Consider the following 22,343-nt stretch of genomic DNA (forward strand, 5'->3'; position numbering starts at 1 on the left):
CCTCCATGCAGCACGTCGAGGGCAAGGTCGCCTTCATCACCGGCGGGTCCAGCGGCATCGGCCGCGGCATCGGGCTCGCCCTGGCCCGGGCCGGGATGACGGTGGTGATCAGCGGCCGCCGCCAGGAGCACATCGACGAGACGACCGCGGAGTTCGCCGCCGCCGGGCTCCAGGTCGACGCGGTGCAGCTCGACGTCACCGACGCGGCCGCGGTGGAGGCCGCCGCCGCGGCCACGGTGGCGAGGCACGGCCGGGTCGACGTGCTGGTGAACAACGCCGGCATCGGGCTGACCGGACCGGTCATGGGCGCCACCGCCAGCGACTGGGACTGGCTGATCGACGTCAACATCAAGGGCGTCGGCAACGGGCTGCGGGCGTTCGTGCCGCACATCCGGGCGCACGGCGAGGGCGGCCACATCGTGACCACCACGTCGATGGCCGGGCTGCTGCCGATCGTCGCCGGGCTGTACTCGATGACCAAGGCCGCGGTGATCGCGCTGTCGGAGGCGCTGGCGATCGAGCTGGCCCCCGAGGGCATCGGCGTCTCGGCGTACTGCCCGGGGCCGGTGCACTCCAACATCGCCGGTGCGGTCGCCGCCCGGCCGGAGCAGTACGGGGAGAGCGGCTACACCCCGCCGCCGGCGGAGTTCCTCGAGCGGGCCAAGGACCAGCCGTACATGAGCTACGTGGAGGCGGGCGAGCGGGTGCTGCACGGCATCCGGCGCGGTGACCTGTTCATCCTCACCCACCCGGAGTTCCGCGACGGGGTGCGGGAGCGGTTCGAGACGACGCTGGCCGCGTTCCCGGACGAGCCGATCGACACCGCGCGGGCCGCGGCGATCCCGTTCCTCACCGGCTCGCCGGTCTACGCCCCGGAGAACCGCCTCCCCTCCCCCCAGCTCCCCGACCGCGTCACCAGCTGACCCGGGGCGGTAATGGCCATTTACGCCCTCCCATCTGAGGGCGGAAATGGCCATTACCGCCCTGTGGACGACGGCGGCACTCCCGACCGCCGTTCCGCCACCCTGCTGAGGTGTCCAGGGACCTGACCGGGGTGTTCGTCGGGAGCCACGCGATCGCGGAGGGGCTCGTCACCGCCAAACAGCTGCGGCAGCTGAGCTGGCGACGGGTGGTGCAGGGCGTCTACGCGGATCCGGCGCTGCCGTTCGACCACCGGTTGCGGTGCACCGGTGTCGCCCTGCTGCTGCCGCGCGGCGCCGCCATCGGCGGGCACTCCGCCGCCGCCTGGCACGGTGCCCCGTTCGCCGGCCCGCGTGACCCGGTCACCGTCGTCCGCCCGCCGGACGTCGAGTGGAAGGGGCCGCGCGAGGTCCGGGTGCACCGGGCCGAGCTGACCGACCACGACGTCGCCCGGCACGACGGCGTCCCGGTCACGACGGCGCAGCGGACCGCCTGGGACGTCGCCGTGCTCGAACCACTGGGGACGGCGGTGGCCGCGCTGGACGCGATGGTCCGGGCCGGCGCCGTGGACGAGGCCGATCTCGCGCAACTGCTCGCCGCGGGCGCCGGCCGCTGGGGCGTCGTCCGGGTCCGGCGTGCCTTCGGGCTGGTCGACCCGCGGGCGGAGTCGGCACCGGAGTCGTGGGTCCGGGTGGCCCTGGTGCTGGCGGGGCTGGCACCGGTGCCACAGTTCGAGGTACGGGTGGCCGGGCGGTTCGTCGCCCGCACCGACCTGGCCTTCCCGGCGGCGCGGCTGGCGGTCGAGTACGAGGGCGAGCACCACTTCGAGGACACCCAGATCGTGCGGGACGACGCACGGATCCGGCGGCTGGAGGCGGCCGGGTGGCGGGTGATCCGGCTCAGCGCGGCCGACCTCCGCGACCTGGACGCCGTCGTCGCCCGCATCCGCGCCGCCCTGGCCCGCTGAGGGCGAAAATGGCCATTTCCGCCCCGCGGTCGTCGGGCGGAAATGGCCATTTTCGCCCTGCACGAAGGGCGGGGCCCGGACCGGTCGTCACCGGTCCGGGCCCCGCCCTCTCGTGCGCCCGCGGGCCGAGGCAGGTCAGCCGGCGGGGGTCTGGTCCAGCGGGACGAGCGGCACCGGGCCGGTGAGCTCGTCGGGGTCGGCCGGGAAGTAGGCGAAGTTCTTCGCCCGCGCGCCGCCGTCGACGACCAGGTCGGTGCCGGTGATCAGCCGCGCGTAGTCCGAGCACAGCCAGGCGACGGCGTGGCCGATGTCGGTCGGCGTGCCGGTGCTGCCCATCGGCACCAGCGGCGGGCGCTCCCCGCTCCACCGGGCGGGACGGCGCCACGGCTCCTCCCCCGCGCCGCCGCCCAGGCCGCCGCCCTTGCGTCCGGCGTTGAGCATGTCCGCCGGGCGCCCGGCCGCCGCGTACTCGGCCAGCAACTCCGGGTTGTCGACCGTCGGCGCGGTCGGCGTGTAGCTGTTCACCCGGATGCCGTAGGGCGCGAGGTCCATCGCGGCGGCGCGGACGAAGTTGTTCACCCCGCCCTTGTTGAACGCGTAGGCGATCACCCCGGCCGAGCCGTTCCAGCCGTTGGACGAGGAGATGCACACGATGGAGCCGCGGATGCCACGCTCGGCCATCGCCCGGCCGACGATCTTGGTGTTCAGGAAGTAGCCGAGCCCGGACACCTTGATCGAGCGCTCGAAGGTGCCGGCGTCCTCGTCGAGCACGCCCTTGCCGCCGAGCATCGCGGCGTTGTTGACCAGGATGTCGATCCGGCCCCACTGCTCCAGGACGGCGTCGACGTAGCCCTGCACCGCGGCCTCGTCGGTGACGTCGCCGGGGGCGGCCATCGCCTCACCGCCGTTGCGCTCGATCCGGGCCATCGCGGTCTTGATCACGTCGTCGCTGACGTCGTTGCACGCCACCTTGGCGCCGTACCGGGACAGCGCCAGCGCGATGCCGCTGCCGATGTTCGGCCCGACGCCGGTGACCAGGGCGACCTTGCCCTCGAGGCTGACCTCCACGCTCAGTGCCCGTCGACCGGGTACGTGAGGTCGATGCTGGCCGGGTCGACGCCGAGCACGGGGGCGAGCATCTGCTGCATCAGCGGCTTGGGCACCAGGCACTCCTCGCAGGCGTCCGGGCCGGCGACGATGCGCACGTCCGCCCGCTCGCCCGCGAGGTCGACGTCGAGCCGGTAGTCATCGGCCTGCAGCGTCTGCCGCAGCTGGTCCAGTTGCTTCTCGTCGACGGTCACGGGGTGCTCTCCTCGGGTCGGCTGGTCATGGGACTGGGGACGGGAACGGACCGGCCGGACCAGGTGGACCAGCCGAAGGGACGGAAGACCGCGGAGATCGCGGCGTTGGCCGCCCCCGCCACGATGATGGGGATCTCCGCTGCCGACGGCATCATCGGCATCGGGTCCGGGCCGGGGTCGACGTCGTGCGACTCCTTGCCGGCGGCGACCAGGTCGGCCTGCGCCCGGACGGCGTGGTCGTACAGCCAGTGCTGGACGTCGGACCGTGAGTACCCGGCGGCGGCGAGCACCTGCGCGTGCTCCGGGCCCAGCAGGAGCCCGCCGGTGGAGTGCTTCATGCCGAGGTAGGCGCCGGTGCGGGCGAGGGTGTCGGCGAAGTCCCGCAGCAGCGCCTCGACGTCCTCGGTGTGCCGGTTGTCGACGTACTCGACGTCCCGGATGAGCATCGCCGACACCGCGGAGGTGCCGGCCGGCACGCCCCCGGCCACGCTGAACGGCTCCCACGGGGAGAGCTCCTCGTTCTCCCCCACGCACAGCGTCCAGCGGCCGGGCACCCCCTGGGTGGCCTGCTCCAGCTCCTGCGGCTTGATGCCGTAGCCGTTGCGCACCAGCAGCCCGAGGGCCCGGCCGACGGTGGCGTTGGCCCGGAAGCCCGGGCCGAGCACCCCGCCGGCGCAGTTGACGCCGAGCTCGGTGCGGATCGGCCCGTTGACCACCAGCAGCGGCGCCGGCCCGCTCGTCGACTGCCAGGCGCCGCCGCGGGACGACGGCTCCTCGCGGACCGCCTCCCACGCGGCGAGCACCAGCGGGAAGTACCCGGGCAGGCAGCCGGCCATGACCGCGTTGACGGCGGCCTCGGCGACGGTGACCCGGCGGTCCAGGTGCTCCTGGGCGCCGATCACCTCGTCGGGGTCGCGGTCGACGGTGGCGAGGAACTCCGCGACGTCGTCCGCGGTGGCCGGCACGACGGGCAGCCCGTCGGTCCAGCCCTGCGCGTGGCAGTGCTCGATCGCCTGCCGCACCACCCGCAGGTCGGCGGGAGCCTCCGGGGCCGCGGTCACGACGCCGCCGCCACGACCGGGCGGGTGAGCAGGGTGACGATCTCCGGGACGGCGCGCTCGGCGCGGGCCCGCACGCCCTCGCGGGACAGGCTGGCCACCGGGTGCGGGGTGGTGACGTACTCGTAGCCGGCGGTGCCCTGCAGGGCGGCCATGGCGTCGGCGCTGACCCGGAAGGCGTCGCTGACCAGGACGACGGCGGGGATGCCGGCGGCCTCCAGCTGCAGCCCGTCGGCGACGGCGGAGGCGCTGCACGAGCCGCAGTCGCCCACCCCCACGACGACGACGTCGGCCTCGGCGCGCAGCTCGGCGAGCATCTCCGCCGGCGCCGGGTGCACGATGCTCGGCTTCGTGCGCTGGACGGCGATCCGCGCCCCGTGCTGGGACTCCAGCAGCGCGGCCACCTCCTGCACGAAGGCCTCGGCGTTGCGCTTGGTGTTCACCAGCAGCCCGACCCGGAGCCCGGCGAGGTCACCGGGCCGGGCGGCGAGCGCCGTCCGGCCCTTGGCGCTGCCGGCCGGGCCGCGGGTGGGGTCGACGATGTCGTCGAAGAGGGACACGGTGCCTCCAGTCAGCTGCCGGCCGCGACGGCCGGCTCGGGGCGGCGCAGCGGGAAGGGCGTCATCCCGCCGCCGTCGATGGGGATGGCCTGCGCGGTGATGTAGGCGGCCTCGGGTGAGGCGAGGAAGGACACCGCCGCGGCGATGTCCTCGGCCTGCCCGGGGCGGCCGACCGGGATGTTGCGGCCGCGCTGTTCCATCAGCGCGGCCTCGTCGGTGTCCGGGGCCGCGGAGAGGAACGCCCGGCTGGTGGCGACCAGCCCGGGGCACAGCGCGTTGACCGTGATGCCCCACGGCCCGAGGTCCATCGCGAGCGCACGGGTCATGCCGATCACCCCGGCCTTGGAGGCGGAGTAGGCGCCGGAGAACGGGGCGGCGGTCAGCCCGGCCATCGAGGAGATGTTCACGATCCGGCCCGAGCGCTGGGCGCGCATCACCGGCACCGCGGCGGAGCTCATCAGCCAGGGACCGCGCAGGTTGACCGCGATGACCCGGTCGAAGACCTCGATCGGCACGTCGGCGACGTCGGCCCGGTCCGGGCCCTGCGGGGCGGCGGCGTTGTTGACCAGCACGTCGAGCCGGCCGTGCCGGTCGACGGCCGCGGCCACCATGGCCGCGGCGTCGCCGGGGTCGCTGACGTCACCGAGGACGGCGAGGGCGTCGCCACCGGCGGCGGTGATCTCCGCGGCCAGCGCCTCGACCCCGCCCCAGCCGGCCGAGCGCTGCTCCTGCCGGGCGTTGGGCACGCCGGCCGGCTGCAGGTCGGTGACGACGACGGCGTGCCCGGAGGCGGCGAGCCGGCGGGCGATGGCCTGACCCATCCCGTCGGGCTTGCCGCAGCCGGTGACGAGGGCGACCCGGTCGCCGCTCACGCCTGCGCCACCGGCACGGCCTCGGGGGTGACGGTCGCGGGCACCTCGGGCGCACGGGGCCGGGGCGGCTTCCCGACGGCCGGGCCGCCGTCGACCGACAGGATCTGCCCGGAGACCCAGCGGGCGTGGTCGCTGGCCAGGAACAGCACGGCCTGCGCGATGTCCCAGGGGCTGCCCTCGGTGCCCAGCGCGGAGAAGCCCTTGCGGATCTCCCGCATGTCCTCGCTCATGTTGGCCGCGGCGAAGGCGCCCCAGATCGCGCCGACCTGCACGCAGTTCACCCGCACCCCCTGGTCGCCCAGGGTGTTCGCGGCGCCGACGGTGAGGTTCTCCAGGCCGGCCTTGGCGAGGTTGTAGACCATCGCCGGGCCACGGGCGCGCACACCGACCGAGCTGATGTTCACGATCGCCCCGCCGCGCGGGATCCGGGGCGCCGCGTGCCGGGTCATCTGCCAGGCGGTGGTCAGGTTGAGGTCCATCAGCTGGTGGAACCGCTCCGGCGTCACCTCGAAGACGCCGGCCCGGTCGCCCACGGCCACGTTGTTCACCAGGGTGTCGACCGTGCCGAACGCGGCCACCGTCTCCGCCACGGCCCGGCGGCAGTCGTCGTCGTCCAGCAGGTCGGCGACGACGACCACGGCCTCCCCGCCGTCGGCGGTGATCCGGTCGGCGGTGCGCTGGGCGGCCGCGGCGTCCCGGTCCAGGACGGCGACCCGGGCCCCGTGCGCGGCGAGGACCCGGCTGATGGCGAAGCCGACGCCGGGCTGCTCGGTGCTGGTCTGGCCGCCGCCGGTGACCAGGGCGGTGCGGCCGGACATCCAGCGGTCGCCGGCGGCGCCGAAGGGATCGGTGAGCGGGTCGGGTGAGGTCATGCGGCACTCCCTCGTGCGGTGGTGGTGCCCTCGACCGGTACGGAGCTCGCCGACCACCCGGAGAACACCCGGACGACCATCGAGATGCCCGCGTTGCGGGCACCGGCGACGGCGATGGGCAGGACCTCCGGCCCGGCGGCGGCGAACAGCTGGTCGAAGGTGTCGGGCTCGGTGGTGCCGTCGGCGAAGCGGACGCCGTTGCCGCCCACGCCGTCCTTGCCGACCCGGGCCAGGTCGGCCTTGGTGCGCCCGCACCGCTCGACCAGCCAGGCCCGGACGTCGGCCCGGCTCATCCCGGCCCCGGCGAGCAGCTGGGCGTGCTCGGGGCAGAAGACGATCCCGGCGGGCGCGTGGGCGAAGATCAGCGCCCCGCTGCGGGAGATGGTGTCGGCGAAGTCGCCGAGCAGCTGCTCGGGGTCGGCGGTGTGCCGGTTGTCGACGTACTCGACGGTGCGGGTGAGCATCGCGGAGACCGCGCTGGTGCCGGCGGGCACGCCGCCCTCGACCGACATCGGCTCCCAGGGGCTCTCCTCCTCGTTCTCCCCCAGGCAGACCTGCCAGCGGCCGGGCAGCCCCTGGGTCGCCTGCTCGAAGCCGTGCGGGACGACGCCGAAGGCGTTGCGCACGATCAGCCCGAGCGCCCGCGGGATGGTCGAGTTCGCGCGGAACCCGGGCCCGAACACACCGCCCGCGGAGTTGATCCCCAGCTCGGCGCGGACCGGCCCGTTGACGACCAGCAGCGGCGAGGGCCCGCTGGTGCTCTGCCAGCCGCCGCCGGTGGCCGACCGGTCGCGCTGGACAGCCGCCCACGCGGCGAGCACCACGGGGAAGTACTCGGGCCGGCAACCGGCCATCGCCGCGTTGATCGCGGCCAGCTCCACGGTGACCGTGCGGTGCAGGTGCGGCAGCTCGCCGATCACCTCGTCGGGCGCTCGGCCGACGGTGGCCAGGAACTCGTCGACCAGCGTCCGGGTGGCCGGCACCAGCGGCAGGCCGTCGGACCAGCCCTGCGCGTAGCAGTGCTCGATCGCCGCGCGGGCGGCGTCCGGGTCGGCGTCGACGGCCGGCGGGTCCTGCACGGCCGTCACGAGGCGCGCTCCTGAGCCGTGGTCCCGGCAGTCGTGGTCGCGGCGGTCACGGTGGCGAGGACCTCGGGCACCAGGCCGGCGGCGCGCTCGGCGACCGCGTCCGGGGTGAGGATCGCGACCGGGTGCGGGGTGGTCAGGTAGGCGTAGTCCGGGTCGCCCTGCACCTCGGCCATGCCGCTCGCGGTGGCGGTGAAGGCGTCGGAGCAGATGACCGCGGTCGGCACGCCGGCGCGCTCCAGGGCGATCCCGTCGGCGACGGCGGAGGCGCTGCACGACCCGCAGTCCCCGACGCCGACCAGCACCACGTCGCACTCGCGGGTGAGCTCCTCGAGCAGCTCGGCGGGCATCGGCAGCGCGAACGCCGTCTTGGTGCGGCGCAGCACGGTGGTCGCCCCCCGGTCGCGCTCCAGGTGGCCGGCGATCTCGTCCAGCAGCAGCGCGGCGTTGTGCTTGGTGTTCTCCAGCAGCCCGATGCGGGCGCCGGCGAGGTCGGCGCGCCGGGGCGCGAGCGAGCTGCTCGCCACCCGCACCGCGCTCAGGCCGGTGGGGTCCAGGACGTCGGCGAGGGTGGCCATCACGCCGCCCCGACCGGGACGGGGCGGCGGCGCTGCTGCCTCTGACGGGACATCGGACGGTCCTCCTCGGGTGGCGCTCTCCGGTCACCCCGAGGACGTCGGGACGGCCGGACGGGCCGCGGTCTGGTCGTGACCGGGGTCACCTCAGCTCGGTGATCGATCGTGGTCCGGGCGCCGTCGGTGGAGCGAGATCGCTTCCCCCCGGCGGAAGCGCCGTGCGATCCGCGGTGCTTGACAAGCACGCTGGGACAGCCGGAGATTTGTGATCGACGACACCAGAGAACGCCGGTCTGCCCACCCCGGTCCGAGCCAGGAGGACGACATGCCGGCAACGATGCCGCTGCACTCGACCACCACCGACGGGGCCACCCGCCCCAGCCGCCCCTCCGCGACGGGCGGCCCGGGGAACGCCGCCCCGCCTCGCCGGCCACCGCCGCCGGCCGCACCCTGGCGGTGCTCGCCGCCTTCGGGCCCGAGCACGCCTCGCTGTCGCTGTCCGACATCAGCCGCCGCACCGGGCTGTCGCTGACCACCACCCACCGGCTGGTCGGCGAGCTGCGCCAGTGGGGTGCCCTGGAGCGCGGCCCCGACGGCCGCTACGCCATCGGCCTGCGCCTGCTCGAGCTGGGCGCCCTGGCCCCGCACGGGCTGCAGCTGCGCGAGCTGGCGCTGCCGTTCCTCGACGACCTGCACCACGCCACCCGGGCGAACATCCACCTGGCGGTCCGCGACGGCCACGACGTCGTCTACGTGGAGGCGCTGCGCGCCCGCGGCGCGATCCGGGTGCTCTCCCGGCTCGGCGGTCGCTGGCCGCTGCACGCCACCGGCACCGGCCAGGTGCTGCTGGCCTACGCCGACCCGGAGGTCCAGCGCGAGGTGCTCGCCACCCCGCTGCGCCGGTTCACCGCCAACACCATCACCGACGTCGACAAGCTGCGCCGGGTGCTCGCCGAGGTCCGCCGCACCGGCGTGGCGATCGCGGAGAACCAGCTGCCACCGGCCGGCGCGCTGGCCGTCGCGGTACCGGTCCGCGGCCCCGGTGACGAGGTGGTGGCCTCGCTCGGGGTGACCATCCAGCGCGAGGCGGTGAAGAGCCACGCGCTGATCCCGGTGCTGGCGGCCACCGCCCGCGGCATCAGCCGCGCGCTCGGCGCGCCGTCGGTGAGCACGGTCGACCCGCGCACCGTGCGTCGCACGATGGAGCCCGACCTCATCTGACCGGGCCGGCGGCGCAGCGGGTGGCTCAGGCCTCCGGGCTGCGCCGCGGCCGGGGCAGCAGCGCCACCGGCGCCGACGACGCGACCGCCGGGGGCGCCGGACGCCGGGCCGCCCCCGCGCACCACCGCACCAGCCGGGGCAGCAGCGCCCACACCGCGGCGGCGTAGACCGCGCCGAGCAGCGTGTCGACGACGTAGTGCTCCCCGGACCAGACGAGCACGACCGGCATCGACACCGCGTAGCCGGCCAGCGCCGCCCGCTGCCACGCCCGCCGGGCCAGCGGCCAGAGCACCAGGGCGGTCAGCACCGCGAAGGCGGTGTGCAGCGAGGGCACCGCGGCGACCTGGTTGACCTGCGCCTGCCCGGAGGAGAGCACCGCGCCGGCCTTGTGCAGGCCGAGCACCGCCCAGCCGGAGCTGCTGATCCGGTCGACCTGCTCGATGACGCCGTCCCGGGCGGCGAACCACGGCGGGGCGGCGGGGTACAGCACGTAGGTGACCAGCCCGGCCGCGGACAGGCCCAGCACCAGCCGCGCATAGCCGGTCCAGCGGGCCCGGTCGCGCACCCACAGCACGGCGAGGAGCACCGGCGTCACCACGAAGTGGCTGCCGTAGACCAGCGAGGCGAACGCGGCCCAGGCCGAGGCCGTCCAGTGCTCCTGCAGCCAGGCGGTGGGCAGCACCCCGCCGAACAGCCACCGGTCGGCGGCGGCGAGCTCGGCGACGTGCACCGGCATGCCGAGCCCGTCGGCGAGGCCGCGGGTCAGGTCGTAGAGCAGCAGCAGCCCGGCCAGCGGCACCCAGTCGGCCAGCAGCCGCAGCAGCTCCGCGCGCCCCCGGCCCAGCGCGTGCACCACCAGCGCGGCGACCACCCACCCGAGCAGCACCAGCCGGTCGGTGGGCAGTCCGCGCGCCACGCAGGTGCCGAGGAACGCCACCAGCAGCAGGGCGCCGAGTGAGCGGCGGACGACGCCCGCACGAACGGCCGGCGCCTGCCGCGTGACGGCGACGGTGGGGACTGCGGTCGCAGGCGACGGTGCCCGGCCGGTGACGGTCGTCATGGCGGGGCAGGTTAGAGCGGCCTGCGCCGTCGTGGGGCGCCCGCGACCCGGCACGCCGCGAGGCGGGACGCGCGGGGCCGCAGTGACTTCCCGGGCCCGGTCGGCGCCCCCATCCACTCACCGAGGGTGAGGGAAGGGTGGCCTTGCTCCGCATGCACCGGCGCGGCCTGGGAAGATGACGGGTGGCACATCGAGGCGCAGTACAACGCGCGCAGGACCAGCGAGGGTGAGGCGCAAGCAGTGGCAGCCAGCAAGGACAGCTTCGGAGCCCGGTCGACACTCGACGTCGACGGCACCGAGTACGACATCTTCCGGCTCGACGCGGTGGAGGGCAGCGAGAAGCTCCCCTTCAGCCTGAAGGTCCTGCTGGAGAACCTCCTCCGCACCGAGGACGGCGCGAACATCACCGCCGACCACATCCGTGCGCTGGCCAACTGGGACCCGAACGCGGAGCCCGACCAGGAGATCCAGTTCACCCCGGCGCGTGTGGTGATGCAGGACTTCACCGGCGTCCCCTGCATCGTCGACCTCGCCACCATGCGCGAGGCGATGGCCGACCTCGGCGGCGACCCGCAGAAGATCAACCCGCTCGCCCCGGCCGAGCTGGTCATCGACCACTCCGTCATCGCCGACGTCTTCGGCACCCCGGAGTCCTTCGAGCGCAACGTCGAGATCGAGTACGAGCGCAACGGCGAGCGCTACCAGTTCCTCCGCTGGGGGCAGGGCGCCTTCGACGACTTCAAGGTCGTCCCCCCGGGCACCGGCATCGTGCACCAGGTCAACATCGAGCACCTGGCCCGCGTGGTCTTCCCGCGGGCCGAGGGCGACCGCACCCTCGCCTACCCCGACACCTGCGTCGGCACCGACTCGCACACCACGATGGTCAACGGCCTGGGCGTGCTGGGCTGGGGCGTGGGCGGCATCGAGGCCGAGGCCGCGATGCTCGGCCAGCCGGTCTCGATGCTCATCCCCCGCGTGGTCGGCTTCAAGCTCACCGGCCAGCTGCCCGACGGCGCCACCGCCACCGACCTGGTGCTCACCATCACCGAGATGCTGCGCCGGCACGGTGTGGTCGGAAAGTTCGTCGAGTTCTACGGCGCCGGCGTCTCCGCCGTCCCGCTGGCCAACCGCGCCACCATCGGCAACATGAGCCCGGAGTTCGGCTCGACCGCGGCGATCTTCCCGATCGACGGCGAAACGATCACCTACCTGGAGCTGACCGGCCGTTCGCCGGAGCAGATCGCGCTGGTCGAGGCGTACGCCAAGACCCAGGGCCTGTGGCACGACGACGCCCACGAGCCGGCCTTCTCCGAGTACCTGGAGCTGGACCTGGCGACGGTCGTGCCGAGCATCGCCGGCCCGAAGCGCCCGCAGGACCGGGTCGCGATGACCGACGCCAAGGAGGCCTGGCGCGAGGCGCTGCCGGCCTACGTGGCCGACGACGAGGTGGGCGGCGAGGAGCGCACGCCCGGCGTTCCGGCCAACGAGCAGCCCTACGGTGTCGAGTCCGCGGCCGACGAGGCCTCGGCCGAGTCGTTCCCGGCCTCGGACCCGGTCAGCCCGTTCGCGCACGGCAACGGCGAGGCCGGCAAGCCGCACGCCGCCGTCTCCGGCTCGAACACCGGCCGCCCGTCGAAGCCGACCCGGGTGGTGATGGAGGACGGCACCGAGACCTCCGTCGACCACGGGCACGTGGTGATCGCGGCGATCACCTCCTGCACCAACACCTCCAACCCGTCGGTCATGATCGGCGCGGCGCTGCTGGCCAAGAAGGCCGTCGAGGCCGGCCTGACCACCAAGCCGTGGGTGAAGACGACGCTGGCCCCCGGGTCGAAGGTCGTCACCGACTACTACGAGAAGTCGCAGCTCACCCCGTACCTGGAGAAGCTCGGCTTCTACCTGGTCGGCTACGGCTGCACCACCTGCATCGGCAACTCCGGCCCGCTGCCGGAGCCGGTCAGCAAGGCGGTCAACGAGGCCGACCTCGCCGTCGTCTCGGTGCTCTCGGGCAACCGGAACTTCGAGGGCCGGATCAACCCCGACGTCAAGATGAACTACCTGGCGTCCCCGCCGCTGGTGATCGCCTACGCGCTCGCCGGCACGATGGACCTGGACCTGACGACTGAGCCGCTGGGCCAGGGCACCGACGGGCAGGACGTCTACCTGCGCGACATCTGGCCCTCGCCGCACGAGGTGCAGCGGGTCATCGACGCGTCGGTGTCGGCCGAGCAGTTCGGCGACAGCTACCAGGACGTGTTCGCCGGCACCGAGCAGTGGCAGAACCTGCCCACGCCCACCGGTGACACGTTCGCCTGGGACGCGGAGAGCACCTACGTCCGCAAGCCCCCGTACTTCGACGGCATGCCGGCCGAGCCGACCCCGGTGCAGGACATCACCGGCGCTCGCACGCTCGCCGTGCTGGGCGACTCGGTGACCACCGACCACATCTCGCCGGCCGGCTCCATCAAGGCCGACAGCCCGGCCGGGAAGTACCTGCAGGAGCACGGAATCTCCCGCCGCGACTTCAACTCCTACGGGTCGCGCCGCGGCAACCACGAGGTGATGATCCGCGGCACGTTCGCCAACATCCGGCTGCGCAACCAGCTGGTGCCCGGCACCGAGGGTGGCGTCACCAAGAACCACCTGACCGGTGAGACGACGTCGATCTACGACGCGTCCCAGGCCTACCAGGCACAGGGCATCCCGCTGGTCGTGCTGGCCGGCAAGGAGTACGGCTCCGGCTCGTCGCGCGACTGGGCGGCCAAGGGGACGGCGCTGCTGGGCGTCAAGGCGGTCATCGCCGAGAGCTACGAGCGCATCCACCGGTCGAACCTGATCGGCATGGGCGTGCTGCCGCTGCAGTTCCCCGAGGGCGCCGACCGCGAGTCCCTCGGCCTGACCGGCGACGAGGAGTTCACCATCACCGGGATCACCGAGCTGAACGACGGGTCGATCCCGCGCACGGTGAAGGTCCAGGCCCAGCCGTCCGATGGTGCAGCCGTCGAGTTCGACGCCCGGGTCCGGATCGACACCCCCGGTGAGGCGAACTACTACCGCAACGGCGGGATCATGCAGTACGTGCTGCGGTCGCTCCGCGAGAGCTGAGCACCGCATGGACCTGGGGCTGGGCGGTCGCGGGATCTTGCTCACCGGCGCGAGCCGGGGGCTGGGGTTCGCGACCGCCCGGGCCCTGGTCGACGACGGCGCCCGCGTGCTGATCAGCTCGCGCCGCGCCGACTCCGTGGACGCCGCCGTGTCCGCCCTGGGGGGCGGGCCGGCGGCGTTCGGCGTCCCGGCCGACCTGGCCGAGCCCGACGCCGCCGAGGAGCTGGTGACCGCAGCGTTGGACCGGCTGGGCCGGGTCGACGGCGCGCTGCTCTCGGTGGGCGGCCCGGCATCCGGATCGGTGCTCGAGGTCGGCGAGGACGCGTGGCGGTCGGCGGTGGACAGCGTGCTGCTCGGCCCGCTGCGGCTGGTCCGGGCCCTCGTGCCGCACCTGGCCGAGGGCGCGGCGATCGGCTTCGTGCTGTCGACGTCGGTGCGCCAGCCGATCGGCTCGCTGGCGATCTCCAACGGGCTGCGGCCGGGGCTGGCGATGACCGCCAAGGCGCTGGCCGACGAGCTCGGGCCCCGCGGCATCCGGGTGTTCGGCCTGCTGCCGGGCACCATCGCCACCGACCGGATCACCGAGATCGAGGCCGCCTCGGGCGACCCCGCGGCCGCCCGGTCCCGCACCGAGGCGGCGATCCCGCTGCGCCGGGTGGGCCGACCGGAGGAGTTCGGCCGGGTGGCCGCGTTCGCCCTCTCCCCCGCCGCGTCCTACGTGACCGGCACGATGATCGCCGTCGACGGCGGCGTCACCCGCGCGCTCTGACCACCCCGAGGAGTTCTTCGTGAGCGCATCCCCGCAGCCCGTCCTGGTCGCCTGTGCCCACGGCACCCGCAACCCGACCGGACGGCGGCTGATCGCCGAGCTGGCGCTGGCCGCTCGCGCGCAGCGGCCGGGCATCCGGACGACGGCGGCGTTCGTCGACGTGCAGCCGCCCACCGTGGTCGACGTGGTGCGCGGGCTGGCCGACGACACCACCCCCGCGGTCGTCGTCCCGCTGCTGCTGTCCGGCGGGTACCACGTGCACGTCGACATCGCCGGTGCCGTCGCCGCCCACCCGCAAGCGCTGGCCGCCCGCCCGCTGGGGCCCGACCCGCGGCTGGCCGCCGTCCTCACCGACCGGCTGCTGCAGGCCGGCACCGACCCGCGCGACCCGCGGACCGCCATCGTGCTGGCCGCCGCCGGCTCCAGCGACGCCCGCTCGGTGGCCGACGTGGAGCGCACCGCCGGGTTCCTGCAGCGCGACTGGGCCGGGCCGGTGACCACCGGCTACGGCTCGGCCGCGAAGCCCACCGTGCCCGACGCGGTCGCCGCGGCCCGGAAGGCCGGCGCGGAGCGGGTGGTCGTGGCGGCCTACCTGCTGGCCCCGGGACACTTCCACGACAAGCTGCAGGGCGCCGGCGCCGATCTCGTCACCGCACCCCTGCTGCCCGACGAGCGCATCGCCGCCGTCCTGCTCGACCGCTACGACGCCGCCGTCACCCCGGCGTCCGAACTCAGCGCCGGCTGACCGGACCACCACGACACGCACGGGCCGGGATCACAGACGCCGCCCGTGCGGTGTCCGTCTCGTTACGTTGAAAGCGATGAACGCCCGCCGAGCTGGGCCCGGAGAGCCGCCGATCTGGCGCCGAAGCGAGTGGTGGGGGCTGGTGGCCCTCATCCCCTTGCTCCCGCTGCCGGTGCTGGGCATCGTGGGGTGGAAGCACTCGCCGTTCCTGCGTGTCAGCGCGGCCGACGTCTGCCACAGGACCCGGGAGGATGACCGCACCTGGTTGACCACCCCGGCCGAGGGCCTGTTCTCGCAGCCCTTCTCCACGCCGTGCCCGGGAGCCCGCAACGCAGTCCCGTGGTTCGTCAACCCGGGCATCTGGCTCTGCGTCACGCTGATGGTGGTGGGGGCTCTCCTGTGGCTCGTCCTGGGGCTGCGCGAGTGGGTGCGCGATCCTGGCTGGGCGCCTCCCCCCCAGTGGCGGCAGGACGACCGCCGACCGCGGAGCCGTGCGCCGCGGGCCCGGGTCCGACGGCATCGGACTCCCGGCCGCCGACGACATCGAGGACGAGACCGACCGATCGCTCCCGCGCGTCAGCTCACCGCCCGCGCACGGCAGCGCCGGCTGACCGGGCGCGTGCCCGGGCTCGGCTAGCCTCCCGCTTCATGCTGCAGTTCTCGGCGCTCGCCCTGTACCTCGTACTGCTCGCCGGCTTCTTCTTCCTGCTGTACTCGGTGGTCAACCGGGCCGTGCTGAACGCGCTGCGCACGCACCACGGCGAGGTGCGGGCCGAGGAGGAGCGCTCAGCCCGGACCGAGCGGACCTGATCGCGGTAATCCGCTGGGCGGACGGTCCCGCAGGGCGTACCGTCGTCGGCCGGCCGTCAGCAGGCGGCCGACGGGGACGAGGGGTGGACGCGTGCGCAGCGTGGCCGCGGGGAGCGAGGTGGCCGTGCTGGCCTGCCCGACCGCGCGCCGGACCCGCGTCCGACGCCCCTGACCCTCCCCCCAGCACGTCCCGCCCAGCGGTGACGTGTCCGCGGCGAGCGGTCCGGCGGGCGGAGGCGCGGCAGCGTCCCGTTCTCCCCGCCCGCCCGGCGCCGCGCTGTCCGCAGTGACGACGGCCCGGCGGTGCGGCCCACTCGTCTGGAGCCGACCCCCATGAACCCCCTGACCGAGAAGCAGATCCGCTCGTCCTTCGTGAACGCCAGCCGCCGCGAGGCGGGCTCGGCCGTCCTCCCCGACCTCGACGCGGTGCCCTGGGACCGCCTGGACTACCTGGGCTGGCACGACCGGAAGGCACCGCTGGCGGCGTACGCGGTGCTGGAGCTGGCCGGCGAGCCGGCCGGCGTCCTGCTGCGCGCCGGTGCCGCACCGGCGAGCGGCGTCCGCCGGAAGGCGCTGTGCGCCTGGTGCCGCGACCTGTCGTCGGTGCGCGCCACGCTCTACGTGGCTCGCCGTGGCGGCGCCTCGGGCCGCACGGGCAACACGCTGGGCACGCTCGTCTGCGAGGACTTCTCCTGCTCGGCGAACGTCCGCCGGCCACCGACCAGCTCGGAGGCGGGCGACGGCGTCGAGGCGATCAGCGAGCAGCTGGTCGCCGAGCGGATCGCCGGTCTGCGCGACCGCGCCACCGCGTTCGTCCAGCAGATCGCCGGGACGGCCTGACGACCCGGGCCGGGGTCGCCCACCATCCCGGTGCCCGACCTCGGCCCGGGTCGCTCAGTCCAGCGCGAGCACCAGGCAGACGACGGCCAGTGTCAGCGCCACCGGCGTCATGACCAGCCGCTCCGGCCGGCTGCGGGAGGCCGCGTTCATCGCCACACCCAGCGCGAAGTAGCCGGTCAGCACCCAGAGCGCCACGTCGACGAAGCCCTCCGGCACGACGTCGAGCGCGCCGGCCGCCTCGAGCAGCACCAGCGCGATCACGCCGTAGACGGCGATGGAGACCGCGCTGCCGATGCGGAACCCCGTCGGGAGCACGACGTGCTGCCCACCCCAGGCGAAGCGCCCCAGCGGAGCACCGGCGACGAGGGCTGCCTGGAAGACGGCGAGACAACCGAGCACGATCACACCCAGCACGGCGACGGTCGTGGTCACGGCGGCAGGCTACTGGCACGCCTGCCCGTCAGGGGCCGGTCGCCGCGGGACGGGTGGGGTCGTTGGCCCACTGCGACCACGACCCCGGCCACAGCGCCGCCGCGATGCCGGCATGGGCCAGCGCGGCGACCTCGTGCGCGGCGGTGATCCCGGAGCCGCAGTAGACCCCGACCGGCGTCCCCGGCACCGCACCGACCTGGGCGAACTGCCGTCTCAGTACAGCGGCTGCACGGAACCGGCCGTCCGGCCCGACGTTCGCCGTCGTCGGGGCGTTGACCGCTCCCGGCACGTGACCCGCGCGAGGGTCGATCGGCTCGAGGTCGCCCCGGTACCGCTCCCCGGCCCGGGCGTCGAGCAGCACGCCCTCGCCGGGCAGCGCCGCCGCCTCGTCGATGGTGAGCACCGGCATCGCGCCACCGGTCAGCCTCACGTCGCCGGGCACCGGGACGACGTCGCCGGCCTCGACCGGGCCGCCCGCCGCGGTCCACGCCGCCAGCCCGCCGTCCAGGATGGTCACGTCACCCAGCCCGGCCCAGCGCAGCAGCCACCAGGCCCGGGCGGCCGCCGTCGCCGGCCCGGCGTCGTAGACGACGATCCGCGACCCGGCCGAGATGCCCCAGCGCCGGGCGGCCGCTTGCAGTGACTGCACCGAGGGCAGCGGATGGCGCCCGGCCTGCGGCGATGCCGGGGCGGACAGCTCGGTGTCCAGGTCGACGAAGACCGCGCCGGGCAGGTGGCCGGCCAGGTAGTCGTCGCGGCCGGTGTCCGACCCGAGCTGCCAGCGGACGTCGAGCAGCACCGGCGCGGGGTCCCGCAGCAGGTCGGCGACCGACGTCAGCACGGTCACGCCGAGGTGCCCCCGTGCCGCGCCGCCTCCAGCTCCGCGGTGAGCGCGGTGATCACCTCGGCGCGACCGCCGTAGCGGGCCGGGGTGCTCTGCAGCACCGCGATCCGCCAGCGGCCGCCCTCCTCGGCGGCCACCAGCGAGTGCACGGTGTGCAGCGCCGGCTCCAGCGCCTGGGCGCCCGGCGGGACCATCCCCGCGACCGCGTACAGCACCGCCGTGTGGTCACCGAGCGGGCGCAGCGAGCGCACGATGCCGACGAACGTCGGGGTCGCGCGCTCGGCGAACAGCCGCCGCATGTCCGAGGCGATCTGCAGCCGGCCGCTGTGGATCGTGCCGTCGAGCTCGATGAGGTCGCCGTCGTCGGCGAAGACCGAGGAGACCGTGGCGCCGCTGCGCTGGTTCCACCCGGCCAGGAAGCGGGCGTACAGCGCCCGGATCTGGGTGTCGTGGGGATGGCCTGCGCTCAACGCTCAACTCCTGGGACGTGGTGCACGTGGTTCAGGAGTGACGCTAGTCGTCAGCCGACCTCGACGGTCCGCGGCCCGCCGTCGCGGGAACGGTCGACGGCTCAGAACGCGGCGACGTGCTCGGCGGTGAAGCCCTCACCCTGCCGGCGGACGTGCCAGACGCGCACGTCCTTCCCGCCGAGGACGGCCTTCTCGTGGAAACGGACCGTGTCCCCGTCGAGCGGCACGCCGTGCCCGCGGACGGCCAGCGGGCCGCCGGTGCCGTCCAGGGTGAACTCGGCGTCACCGAGGAAGGCCTCCAGCGAATCCGGTGGGGAGATCACCGGGTACGGCTTGCCGGAAGCGACGATGGGCCTGCTGTCAGTGGTCATGGCGGACTCCCTGTTCTCGGAGGGGACGCTGGCGCCGTCGGGCCACAGCCTGCACCTGCCGGGTGCCGCGCGCGCGTCGAGCACGCAGCCGTCACGCCACCGCCGTCCGGCCGCTACACGGCGGTGCGCTCCCCGGCGGCGGGGGCGCCCGCGAACTGGGTCCGGTACAGGTCGGCGTAGTGACCGCCGGCGGCGAGCAGCTCCTCGTGGGTGCCCCGCTGCACGATCCGGCCGTCGTCCACCACCAGGATCTGGTCGGCGTTGCGGATGGTCGACAGCCGGTGGGCGATCACCAGCGACGTCCGGCCGGTCAGCGCGGTGTCCAGCGCCCGCTGGACGGCGACCTCGGACTCGCTGTCCAGGTGGGCCGTCGCCTCGTCCAGGATGACGATGCCGGGCGCCTTGAGCAGCACCCGGGCGATCGCCAGCCGCTGCTTCTCCCCACCGGACATCCGGTACCCGCGGTCGCCGACCACGGTGTCCAGCCCGTCGGGCAGCGAGTGCACCAGCGCCGCGATCCGCGCCCCGGTGAGCGCCGACCACAGCTCCTCCTCGGTCGCGTCCGGCTTGGCGTAGCGGAGGTTGGCGCCGATGGTGTCGTGGAACAGGTGCGCGTCCTGGCTGACGACGCCGATGGCGTCGCGCAGCGAGTCGCTGGTGGCCTGGCGGACGTCGACCCCGCCGACCCGCACCGCCCCGCCGGTGACGTCGTACAGCCGCGACACGAGGGCGGCGATCGTCGACTTGCCCGCCCCGGAGCTGCCCACCAGGGCGACCAGCTGCCCCGGTTCGGCCCGGAAGGAGAACTCGTGCAGCACGTCCGCCGAGGCGCCGTGCTCGGGGACGGCGACGTCCTCCAGCGACGCGAGCGACACCTCGCCGCCGGCCGGGTAGTGGAAGGACACCCGGTCGAACTCGACCGATCGGTCCGCGGTCGGCACCGGGACGGCGTCGGGTGCCTCGGCCACCATCGGCTCCAGGTCGAGCACCTCGAACACCCGGTCGAAGCTGACCAGCGCGCTCATCACGTCGACCCGCACGTTGGCCAGCGCGGTCAGCGGGCCGTAGAGCCGGGTGAGCAGCAGGGCCAGGGCGACGACGTCACCAGCGGAGAGCGAGCCGGTGAACGCCAGCCAGCCGCCCAGCCCGTAGACCAGCGCGGTGGCGAGCGCGGCCACCAGGGTGAGCGCGGTGAAGAAGGCCCGGCCGTACATCGCCGACAGCACGCCGATGTCGCGCACCCGGGCGGCCCGGCCGCGGAACGACTCCGCCTCGGCCTCGGGGCGGCCGAACAGCTTGACCAGCAGCGCCCCGGCGACGTTGAACCGCTCGGTCATCGTGGCGTTCATCGACGCGTTCAGCCCGTAGGACTCGCGGGTGATCGACTGCAGCCGCTTCCCGACCCGCTGCGCCGGCACCACGAAGAACGGCACCATCGCGACCGAGAGCAGGGTGATCTGCCAGGACAGCGTGAGCATCACCCCGGCGGTCAGCACGAGGGCGATCACGTTGGAGACGACGCCGGACAGCGTCGAGGTGAACGCGCGCTGGGCACCGATCACGTCGTTGTTCAGCCGGCTGACCAGCGCGCCGGTCTGCGTGCGGGTGAAGAAGGCGACCGGCATCCGCTGCACGTGGGCGAACACCCGGGCGCGCAGGTCGTAGATGACGCCCTCGCCGATCTTCGCCGAGTACCAGCGCTGGGCCAGCGAGCTGCCCGCGTCCAGCACCGCCAGGCCGGCGATGAACAGAGCGATCCGGACGATCCCGCCGGCGGTGCCCTCGAGCCCGGCGATCCGGTTGACGATGTCCCCGGCGAGCAGCGGGGTGACCACGGCGATCACCGAGGAGAAGACGACGAGCGACAGGAAGGCGATCAGCTCGCGCCGGTAAGGCCCGGCGATCGCGAGGATCCGCCGCACCGTCCCCTTCGGGATCTCCCGGGCGGTGACCGAGGAGTCCCGGCTGAACGACCGCATCGCGGCCATGGAGGTCATCGAGCCGTCCACCCGCGCACCACCTTCCCGCACTCCGCCACGCGCTGTGTAACGGCGTAATCGTGCCGGTCAACCCCGGCTGTGCCGCGGTTGTTCCTCAGCGGCCCGCGAGTGCGGCGAGCCGGCGCACCTGCGCCGCACGCTCGGCGGCGTCCTGCTCCTCGGGCCCGTTGCGGACCGCCGAGCGCAGCAGCGCCAGCGTCTCCCGGGCGGCCCCGGCGTCGGGCGTGAGCAGGGCGGCGACCAGGTCGTCCACGGTTCCGTCGAGCTGGCCCGCCGGGACGGCGACGGTGGCGAGCCCCGTGGCCACCGCCTCGTCGGCGCCCATCGCCCGCCCGGTCAGGCACAGCTCCACCGCGCGGCTGTAGCCGACCAGCTCGACCAGGGTGCTCGTGCCGGTGAGGTCGGGCACCAGCCCCAGGCCCGCCTCGGGCAGCCGCAGCTGCGCGTCGTCGGCGAGCACCCGGAGGTCGCAGGCGAGCGCCAGCTGCGCGCCGGCACCGATCGCATGGCCCTGGACGGCGGCGACCGAGACGATCCCCGGTGACCGCAGCCAGCGGAACCCGGCCTGGTACCCGCGGATCCGGTCCTGCGTCTGCTCCGCCGGCAGGGCCGCCAGCTCCCCCAGCCCGCCGGCCACCCCGGGCTCGACGCTGAACAGCGTGCGGTCCAGGCCTGCGGAGAACGACCGCCCGGCGCCGCGGACGACCACCACCCGCACGGCGTCGTCCAGCGACTCCCCCACCGCGCGGAGCGCCGCCCAGGTGGCGGGCGTCTGCGCGTTGAGCTGGTCGGCGCGGTCGAGGGTGACGGTGAGGACGGCGCCGTTGCGCGCCGTCCGCACCCACCCGTCGGCGTCGGCCCCGGCTGGCGGGGCCGACGTCACGCGGACTTCTTCGCGTTCCGGTTGGCGCCACCCCGGCCGCGCAGTGTGGCCCCCGACTCCGACAGCAGCCGGTGCACGAACCCGTAGGAGCGGTTGGTCGAGCTCGCCAGCGACCGGATGCTCTCGCCGTCGTCGTACCGTGCGCGGAGCTCGTCGGCGAGCGAGTTCCGGTCGTCGCCGGTGATCCGCTTGCCCTTGCTCAGGTCCGCAGTGCTCGAGTCGGCCATGACTCCCCTCCGTGTCAGGGGTCCGCCGACGCCGTCGGTGGTTCCCGCTGATCCCCCGGCGCCGTGTCCCGGTGACCTCGGCGTCCCGGAACCGATGATCACCCACCCGGCGGAGGTCGGCCACCGCAACTAGACCGCGCACCGCCGACTTCAGCAGCGCCCCAGGTCAGGGCCGCGTCGGCTGATCCTCGACGTGGAACCGTTACGCGAGTGAGACAAGGGCCTGAAGGCGCGCCACGGTCCGCCCCTCGGTCGCTGGCGCTCCCTGCGATGCTCCCGCGGCGCTCAGGCCAGTGGGACGAGGGCCTGAAGGCGCGCCACGGTCCGCCCCTCGGTCGCTGGCGCTCCCTGCGAT

At 74.5% G+C, this 22,343-nt stretch carries 24 protein-coding genes; 8 read left to right on the forward strand and 16 right to left on the reverse strand.

The features are described 5' to 3' along the window. Positions 1-5 precede the first annotated feature (5 nt). Entirely contained in the window at positions 6-923 is a 918-nt protein-coding gene (locus JD78_RS09365; protein ID WP_153356221.1) for an SDR family NAD(P)-dependent oxidoreductase, read from the forward strand. A 110-nt stretch (positions 924-1,033) separates the two neighbouring features. Next, on the forward strand, positions 1,034-1,888 hold the full coding sequence (locus JD78_RS09370; protein WP_153356218.1) for a DUF559 domain-containing protein: 855 nt from the start codon (positions 1,034-1,036) through the stop codon (positions 1,886-1,888). Positions 1,889-2,023: 135 nt separating this feature from the next. On the opposite strand, the gene JD78_RS09375 is transcribed toward JD78_RS09370, so the two are convergent. From JD78_RS09375 to JD78_RS09410, 8 genes are read right to left on the reverse strand one after another with little or no spacing between them, the layout of a single operon-like run. Continuing rightward, positions 2,024-2,956 (reverse strand): SDR family NAD(P)-dependent oxidoreductase, encoded by a 933-nt coding sequence (locus JD78_RS09375; RefSeq protein ID WP_153356215.1) that lies wholly within the window; start codon positions 2,954-2,956, stop codon positions 2,024-2,026. A gap of 2 nt (positions 2,957-2,958) precedes the next feature. Then, positions 2,959-3,189, reverse strand: a complete 231-nt coding sequence (locus JD78_RS09380; RefSeq protein WP_153356212.1) for a hypothetical protein — start codon at positions 3,187-3,189, stop codon at positions 2,959-2,961. Next, complete coding sequence (locus JD78_RS09385) at positions 3,186-4,250, reverse strand: hypothetical protein (protein ID WP_153356209.1); 1,065 nt, start codon at positions 4,248-4,250, stop codon at positions 3,186-3,188. The genes JD78_RS09380 and JD78_RS09385 overlap by 4 nt, the downstream gene beginning before the upstream one ends. Next, positions 4,247-4,807: a UGSC family (seleno)protein gene (locus JD78_RS09390; protein ID WP_153356206.1), complete on the reverse strand. Its 561-nt coding sequence runs from the start codon at positions 4,805-4,807 to the stop codon at positions 4,247-4,249. Before JD78_RS09390 ends, JD78_RS09385 begins: the two co-directional genes overlap by 4 nt. A gap of 11 nt (positions 4,808-4,818) precedes the next feature. Beyond that, positions 4,819-5,679, reverse strand: a complete 861-nt coding sequence (locus tag JD78_RS09395; RefSeq protein WP_153356203.1) for an SDR family NAD(P)-dependent oxidoreductase — start codon at positions 5,677-5,679, stop codon at positions 4,819-4,821. Further along, entirely contained in the window at positions 5,676-6,551 is an 876-nt protein-coding gene (locus JD78_RS09400) for an SDR family NAD(P)-dependent oxidoreductase (protein ID WP_208104063.1), read from the reverse strand. The genes JD78_RS09395 and JD78_RS09400 overlap by 4 nt, the downstream gene beginning before the upstream one ends. Continuing rightward, entirely contained in the window at positions 6,548-7,639 is a 1,092-nt protein-coding gene (locus JD78_RS09405) for a hypothetical protein (protein ID WP_153356200.1), read from the reverse strand. The genes JD78_RS09400 and JD78_RS09405 overlap by 4 nt, the downstream gene beginning before the upstream one ends. Then, complete coding sequence (locus JD78_RS09410) at positions 7,636-8,214, reverse strand: UGSC family (seleno)protein (protein WP_153356197.1); 579 nt, start codon at positions 8,212-8,214, stop codon at positions 7,636-7,638. The genes JD78_RS09405 and JD78_RS09410 overlap by 4 nt, the downstream gene beginning before the upstream one ends. A 453-nt stretch (positions 8,215-8,667) precedes the next feature. Between JD78_RS09410 and JD78_RS09415 the strand changes: the two genes are divergently transcribed. Further along, positions 8,668-9,432 carry an IclR family transcriptional regulator gene (locus JD78_RS09415; RefSeq protein ID WP_243731009.1) on the forward strand — a complete coding sequence of 255 codons (765 nt, stop codon included), beginning with the start codon at positions 8,668-8,670 and terminating at the stop codon, positions 9,430-9,432. 25 nt (positions 9,433-9,457) lie between these two features. On the opposite strand, the gene JD78_RS09420 is transcribed toward JD78_RS09415, so the two are convergent. Continuing rightward, entirely contained in the window at positions 9,458-10,492 is a 1,035-nt protein-coding gene (locus tag JD78_RS09420) for a phosphatase PAP2 family protein (RefSeq protein ID WP_153356191.1), read from the reverse strand. 240 nt (positions 10,493-10,732) lie between these two features. On the opposite strand from JD78_RS09420, the gene JD78_RS09425 reads away from it, so the two are divergent. The 5 genes from JD78_RS09425 (at position 10,733) to JD78_RS09445 (ending at position 16,761) form a co-directional block, all read left to right on the forward strand. After that, the gene (locus JD78_RS09425; RefSeq protein ID WP_153356189.1) at positions 10,733-13,597 is read left to right on the forward strand and encodes an aconitate hydratase; all 2,865 of its coding nucleotides are present in this window, start codon (positions 10,733-10,735) and stop codon (positions 13,595-13,597) included. A 7-nt stretch (positions 13,598-13,604) separates the two neighbouring features. Then, on the forward strand, positions 13,605-14,366 hold the full coding sequence (locus JD78_RS09430; protein ID WP_153356186.1) for an SDR family oxidoreductase: 762 nt from the start codon (positions 13,605-13,607) through the stop codon (positions 14,364-14,366). Positions 14,367-14,385: 19 nt separating this feature from the next. Beyond that, entirely contained in the window at positions 14,386-15,111 is a 726-nt protein-coding gene (locus JD78_RS09435; protein ID WP_153356183.1) for a sirohydrochlorin chelatase, read from the forward strand. Between the two features lie 648 nt (positions 15,112-15,759). Then, positions 15,760-15,921, forward strand: coding sequence for a hypothetical protein (locus JD78_RS09440; RefSeq protein ID WP_153356180.1), 162 nt, complete (start codon positions 15,760-15,762; stop codon positions 15,919-15,921). A 333-nt stretch (positions 15,922-16,254) separates the two neighbouring features. Next, complete coding sequence (locus JD78_RS09445; RefSeq protein ID WP_153356177.1) at positions 16,255-16,761, forward strand: FBP domain-containing protein; 507 nt, start codon at positions 16,255-16,257, stop codon at positions 16,759-16,761. Positions 16,762-16,815: 54 nt separating this feature from the next. On the opposite strand, the gene JD78_RS09450 is transcribed toward JD78_RS09445, so the two are convergent. The 7 genes from JD78_RS09450 to JD78_RS09480 all read right to left on the reverse strand — a co-directional run bounded on the left by JD78_RS09450 (position 16,816) and on the right by JD78_RS09480 (position 21,988). Further along, positions 16,816-17,193 (reverse strand): hypothetical protein, encoded by a 378-nt coding sequence (locus tag JD78_RS09450; RefSeq protein ID WP_153356174.1) that lies wholly within the window; start codon positions 17,191-17,193, stop codon positions 16,816-16,818. Positions 17,194-17,221: 28 nt separating this feature from the next. Then, the gene (locus tag JD78_RS09455) at positions 17,222-18,040 is read right to left on the reverse strand and encodes a sulfurtransferase (RefSeq protein ID WP_153356171.1); all 819 of its coding nucleotides are present in this window, start codon (positions 18,038-18,040) and stop codon (positions 17,222-17,224) included. Continuing rightward, positions 18,037-18,507 carry an SgcJ/EcaC family oxidoreductase gene (locus JD78_RS09460; RefSeq protein ID WP_153356168.1) on the reverse strand — a complete coding sequence of 157 codons (471 nt, stop codon included), beginning with the start codon at positions 18,505-18,507 and terminating at the stop codon, positions 18,037-18,039. The genes JD78_RS09455 and JD78_RS09460 overlap by 4 nt, the downstream gene beginning before the upstream one ends. Positions 18,508-18,608: 101 nt before the next feature. Continuing rightward, on the reverse strand, positions 18,609-18,878 hold the full coding sequence (locus JD78_RS09465) for a hypothetical protein (RefSeq protein ID WP_153356165.1): 270 nt from the start codon (positions 18,876-18,878) through the stop codon (positions 18,609-18,611). Positions 18,879-18,991: 113 nt separating this feature from the next. Then, positions 18,992-20,875, reverse strand: a complete 1,884-nt coding sequence (locus JD78_RS09470; RefSeq protein ID WP_153356384.1) for an ABC transporter ATP-binding protein — start codon at positions 20,873-20,875, stop codon at positions 18,992-18,994. A gap of 97 nt (positions 20,876-20,972) precedes the next feature. Next, on the reverse strand, positions 20,973-21,761 hold the full coding sequence (locus JD78_RS09475; RefSeq protein ID WP_153356161.1) for an enoyl-CoA hydratase/isomerase family protein: 789 nt from the start codon (positions 21,759-21,761) through the stop codon (positions 20,973-20,975). Then, positions 21,758-21,988: a helix-turn-helix domain-containing protein gene (locus JD78_RS09480; protein ID WP_153356158.1), complete on the reverse strand. Its 231-nt coding sequence runs from the start codon at positions 21,986-21,988 to the stop codon at positions 21,758-21,760. Before JD78_RS09480 ends, JD78_RS09475 begins: the two co-directional genes overlap by 4 nt. Positions 21,989-22,343: the final 355 nt, after the last annotated feature.

It is taken from the genome of Modestobacter roseus (genome assembly GCF_007994135.1).
Classification (GTDB): Bacteria; Actinomycetota; Actinomycetes; order Mycobacteriales; family Geodermatophilaceae; genus Modestobacter; species Modestobacter roseus.

What these genes read in the sequence shown, in the direction of transcription:
- JD78_RS09440 (WP_153356180.1), top strand. Translation starts at nt 15,760, where the DNA reads ATGCTGCAGTTCTCGGCGCTCGCCCTGTACCTCGTACTGCTCGCCGGC.
- JD78_RS09420 (WP_153356191.1), bottom strand. Translation starts at nt 10,492, where the DNA reads ATGACGACCGTCACCGGCCGGGCACCGTCGCCTGCGACCGCAGTCCCC.
- JD78_RS09430 (WP_153356186.1), top strand. Translation starts at nt 13,605, where the DNA reads ATGGACCTGGGGCTGGGCGGTCGCGGGATCTTGCTCACCGGCGCGAGC.
- JD78_RS09465 (WP_153356165.1), bottom strand. Translation starts at nt 18,878, where the DNA reads ATGACCACTGACAGCAGGCCCATCGTCGCTTCCGGCAAGCCGTACCCG.
- JD78_RS09445 (WP_153356177.1), top strand. Translation starts at nt 16,255, where the DNA reads ATGAACCCCCTGACCGAGAAGCAGATCCGCTCGTCCTTCGTGAACGCC.
- JD78_RS09365 (WP_153356221.1), top strand. Translation starts at nt 6, where the DNA reads ATGCAGCACGTCGAGGGCAAGGTCGCCTTCATCACCGGCGGGTCCAGC.
- JD78_RS09410 (WP_153356197.1), bottom strand. Translation starts at nt 8,214, where the DNA reads ATGGCCACCCTCGCCGACGTCCTGGACCCCACCGGCCTGAGCGCGGTG.
- JD78_RS09400 (WP_208104063.1), bottom strand. Translation starts at nt 6,551, where the DNA reads ATGACCTCACCCGACCCGCTCACCGATCCCTTCGGCGCCGCCGGCGAC.
- JD78_RS09470 (WP_153356384.1), bottom strand. Translation starts at nt 20,875, where the DNA reads ATGACCTCCATGGCCGCGATGCGGTCGTTCAGCCGGGACTCCTCGGTC.
- JD78_RS09480 (WP_153356158.1), bottom strand. Translation starts at nt 21,988, where the DNA reads ATGGCCGACTCGAGCACTGCGGACCTGAGCAAGGGCAAGCGGATCACC.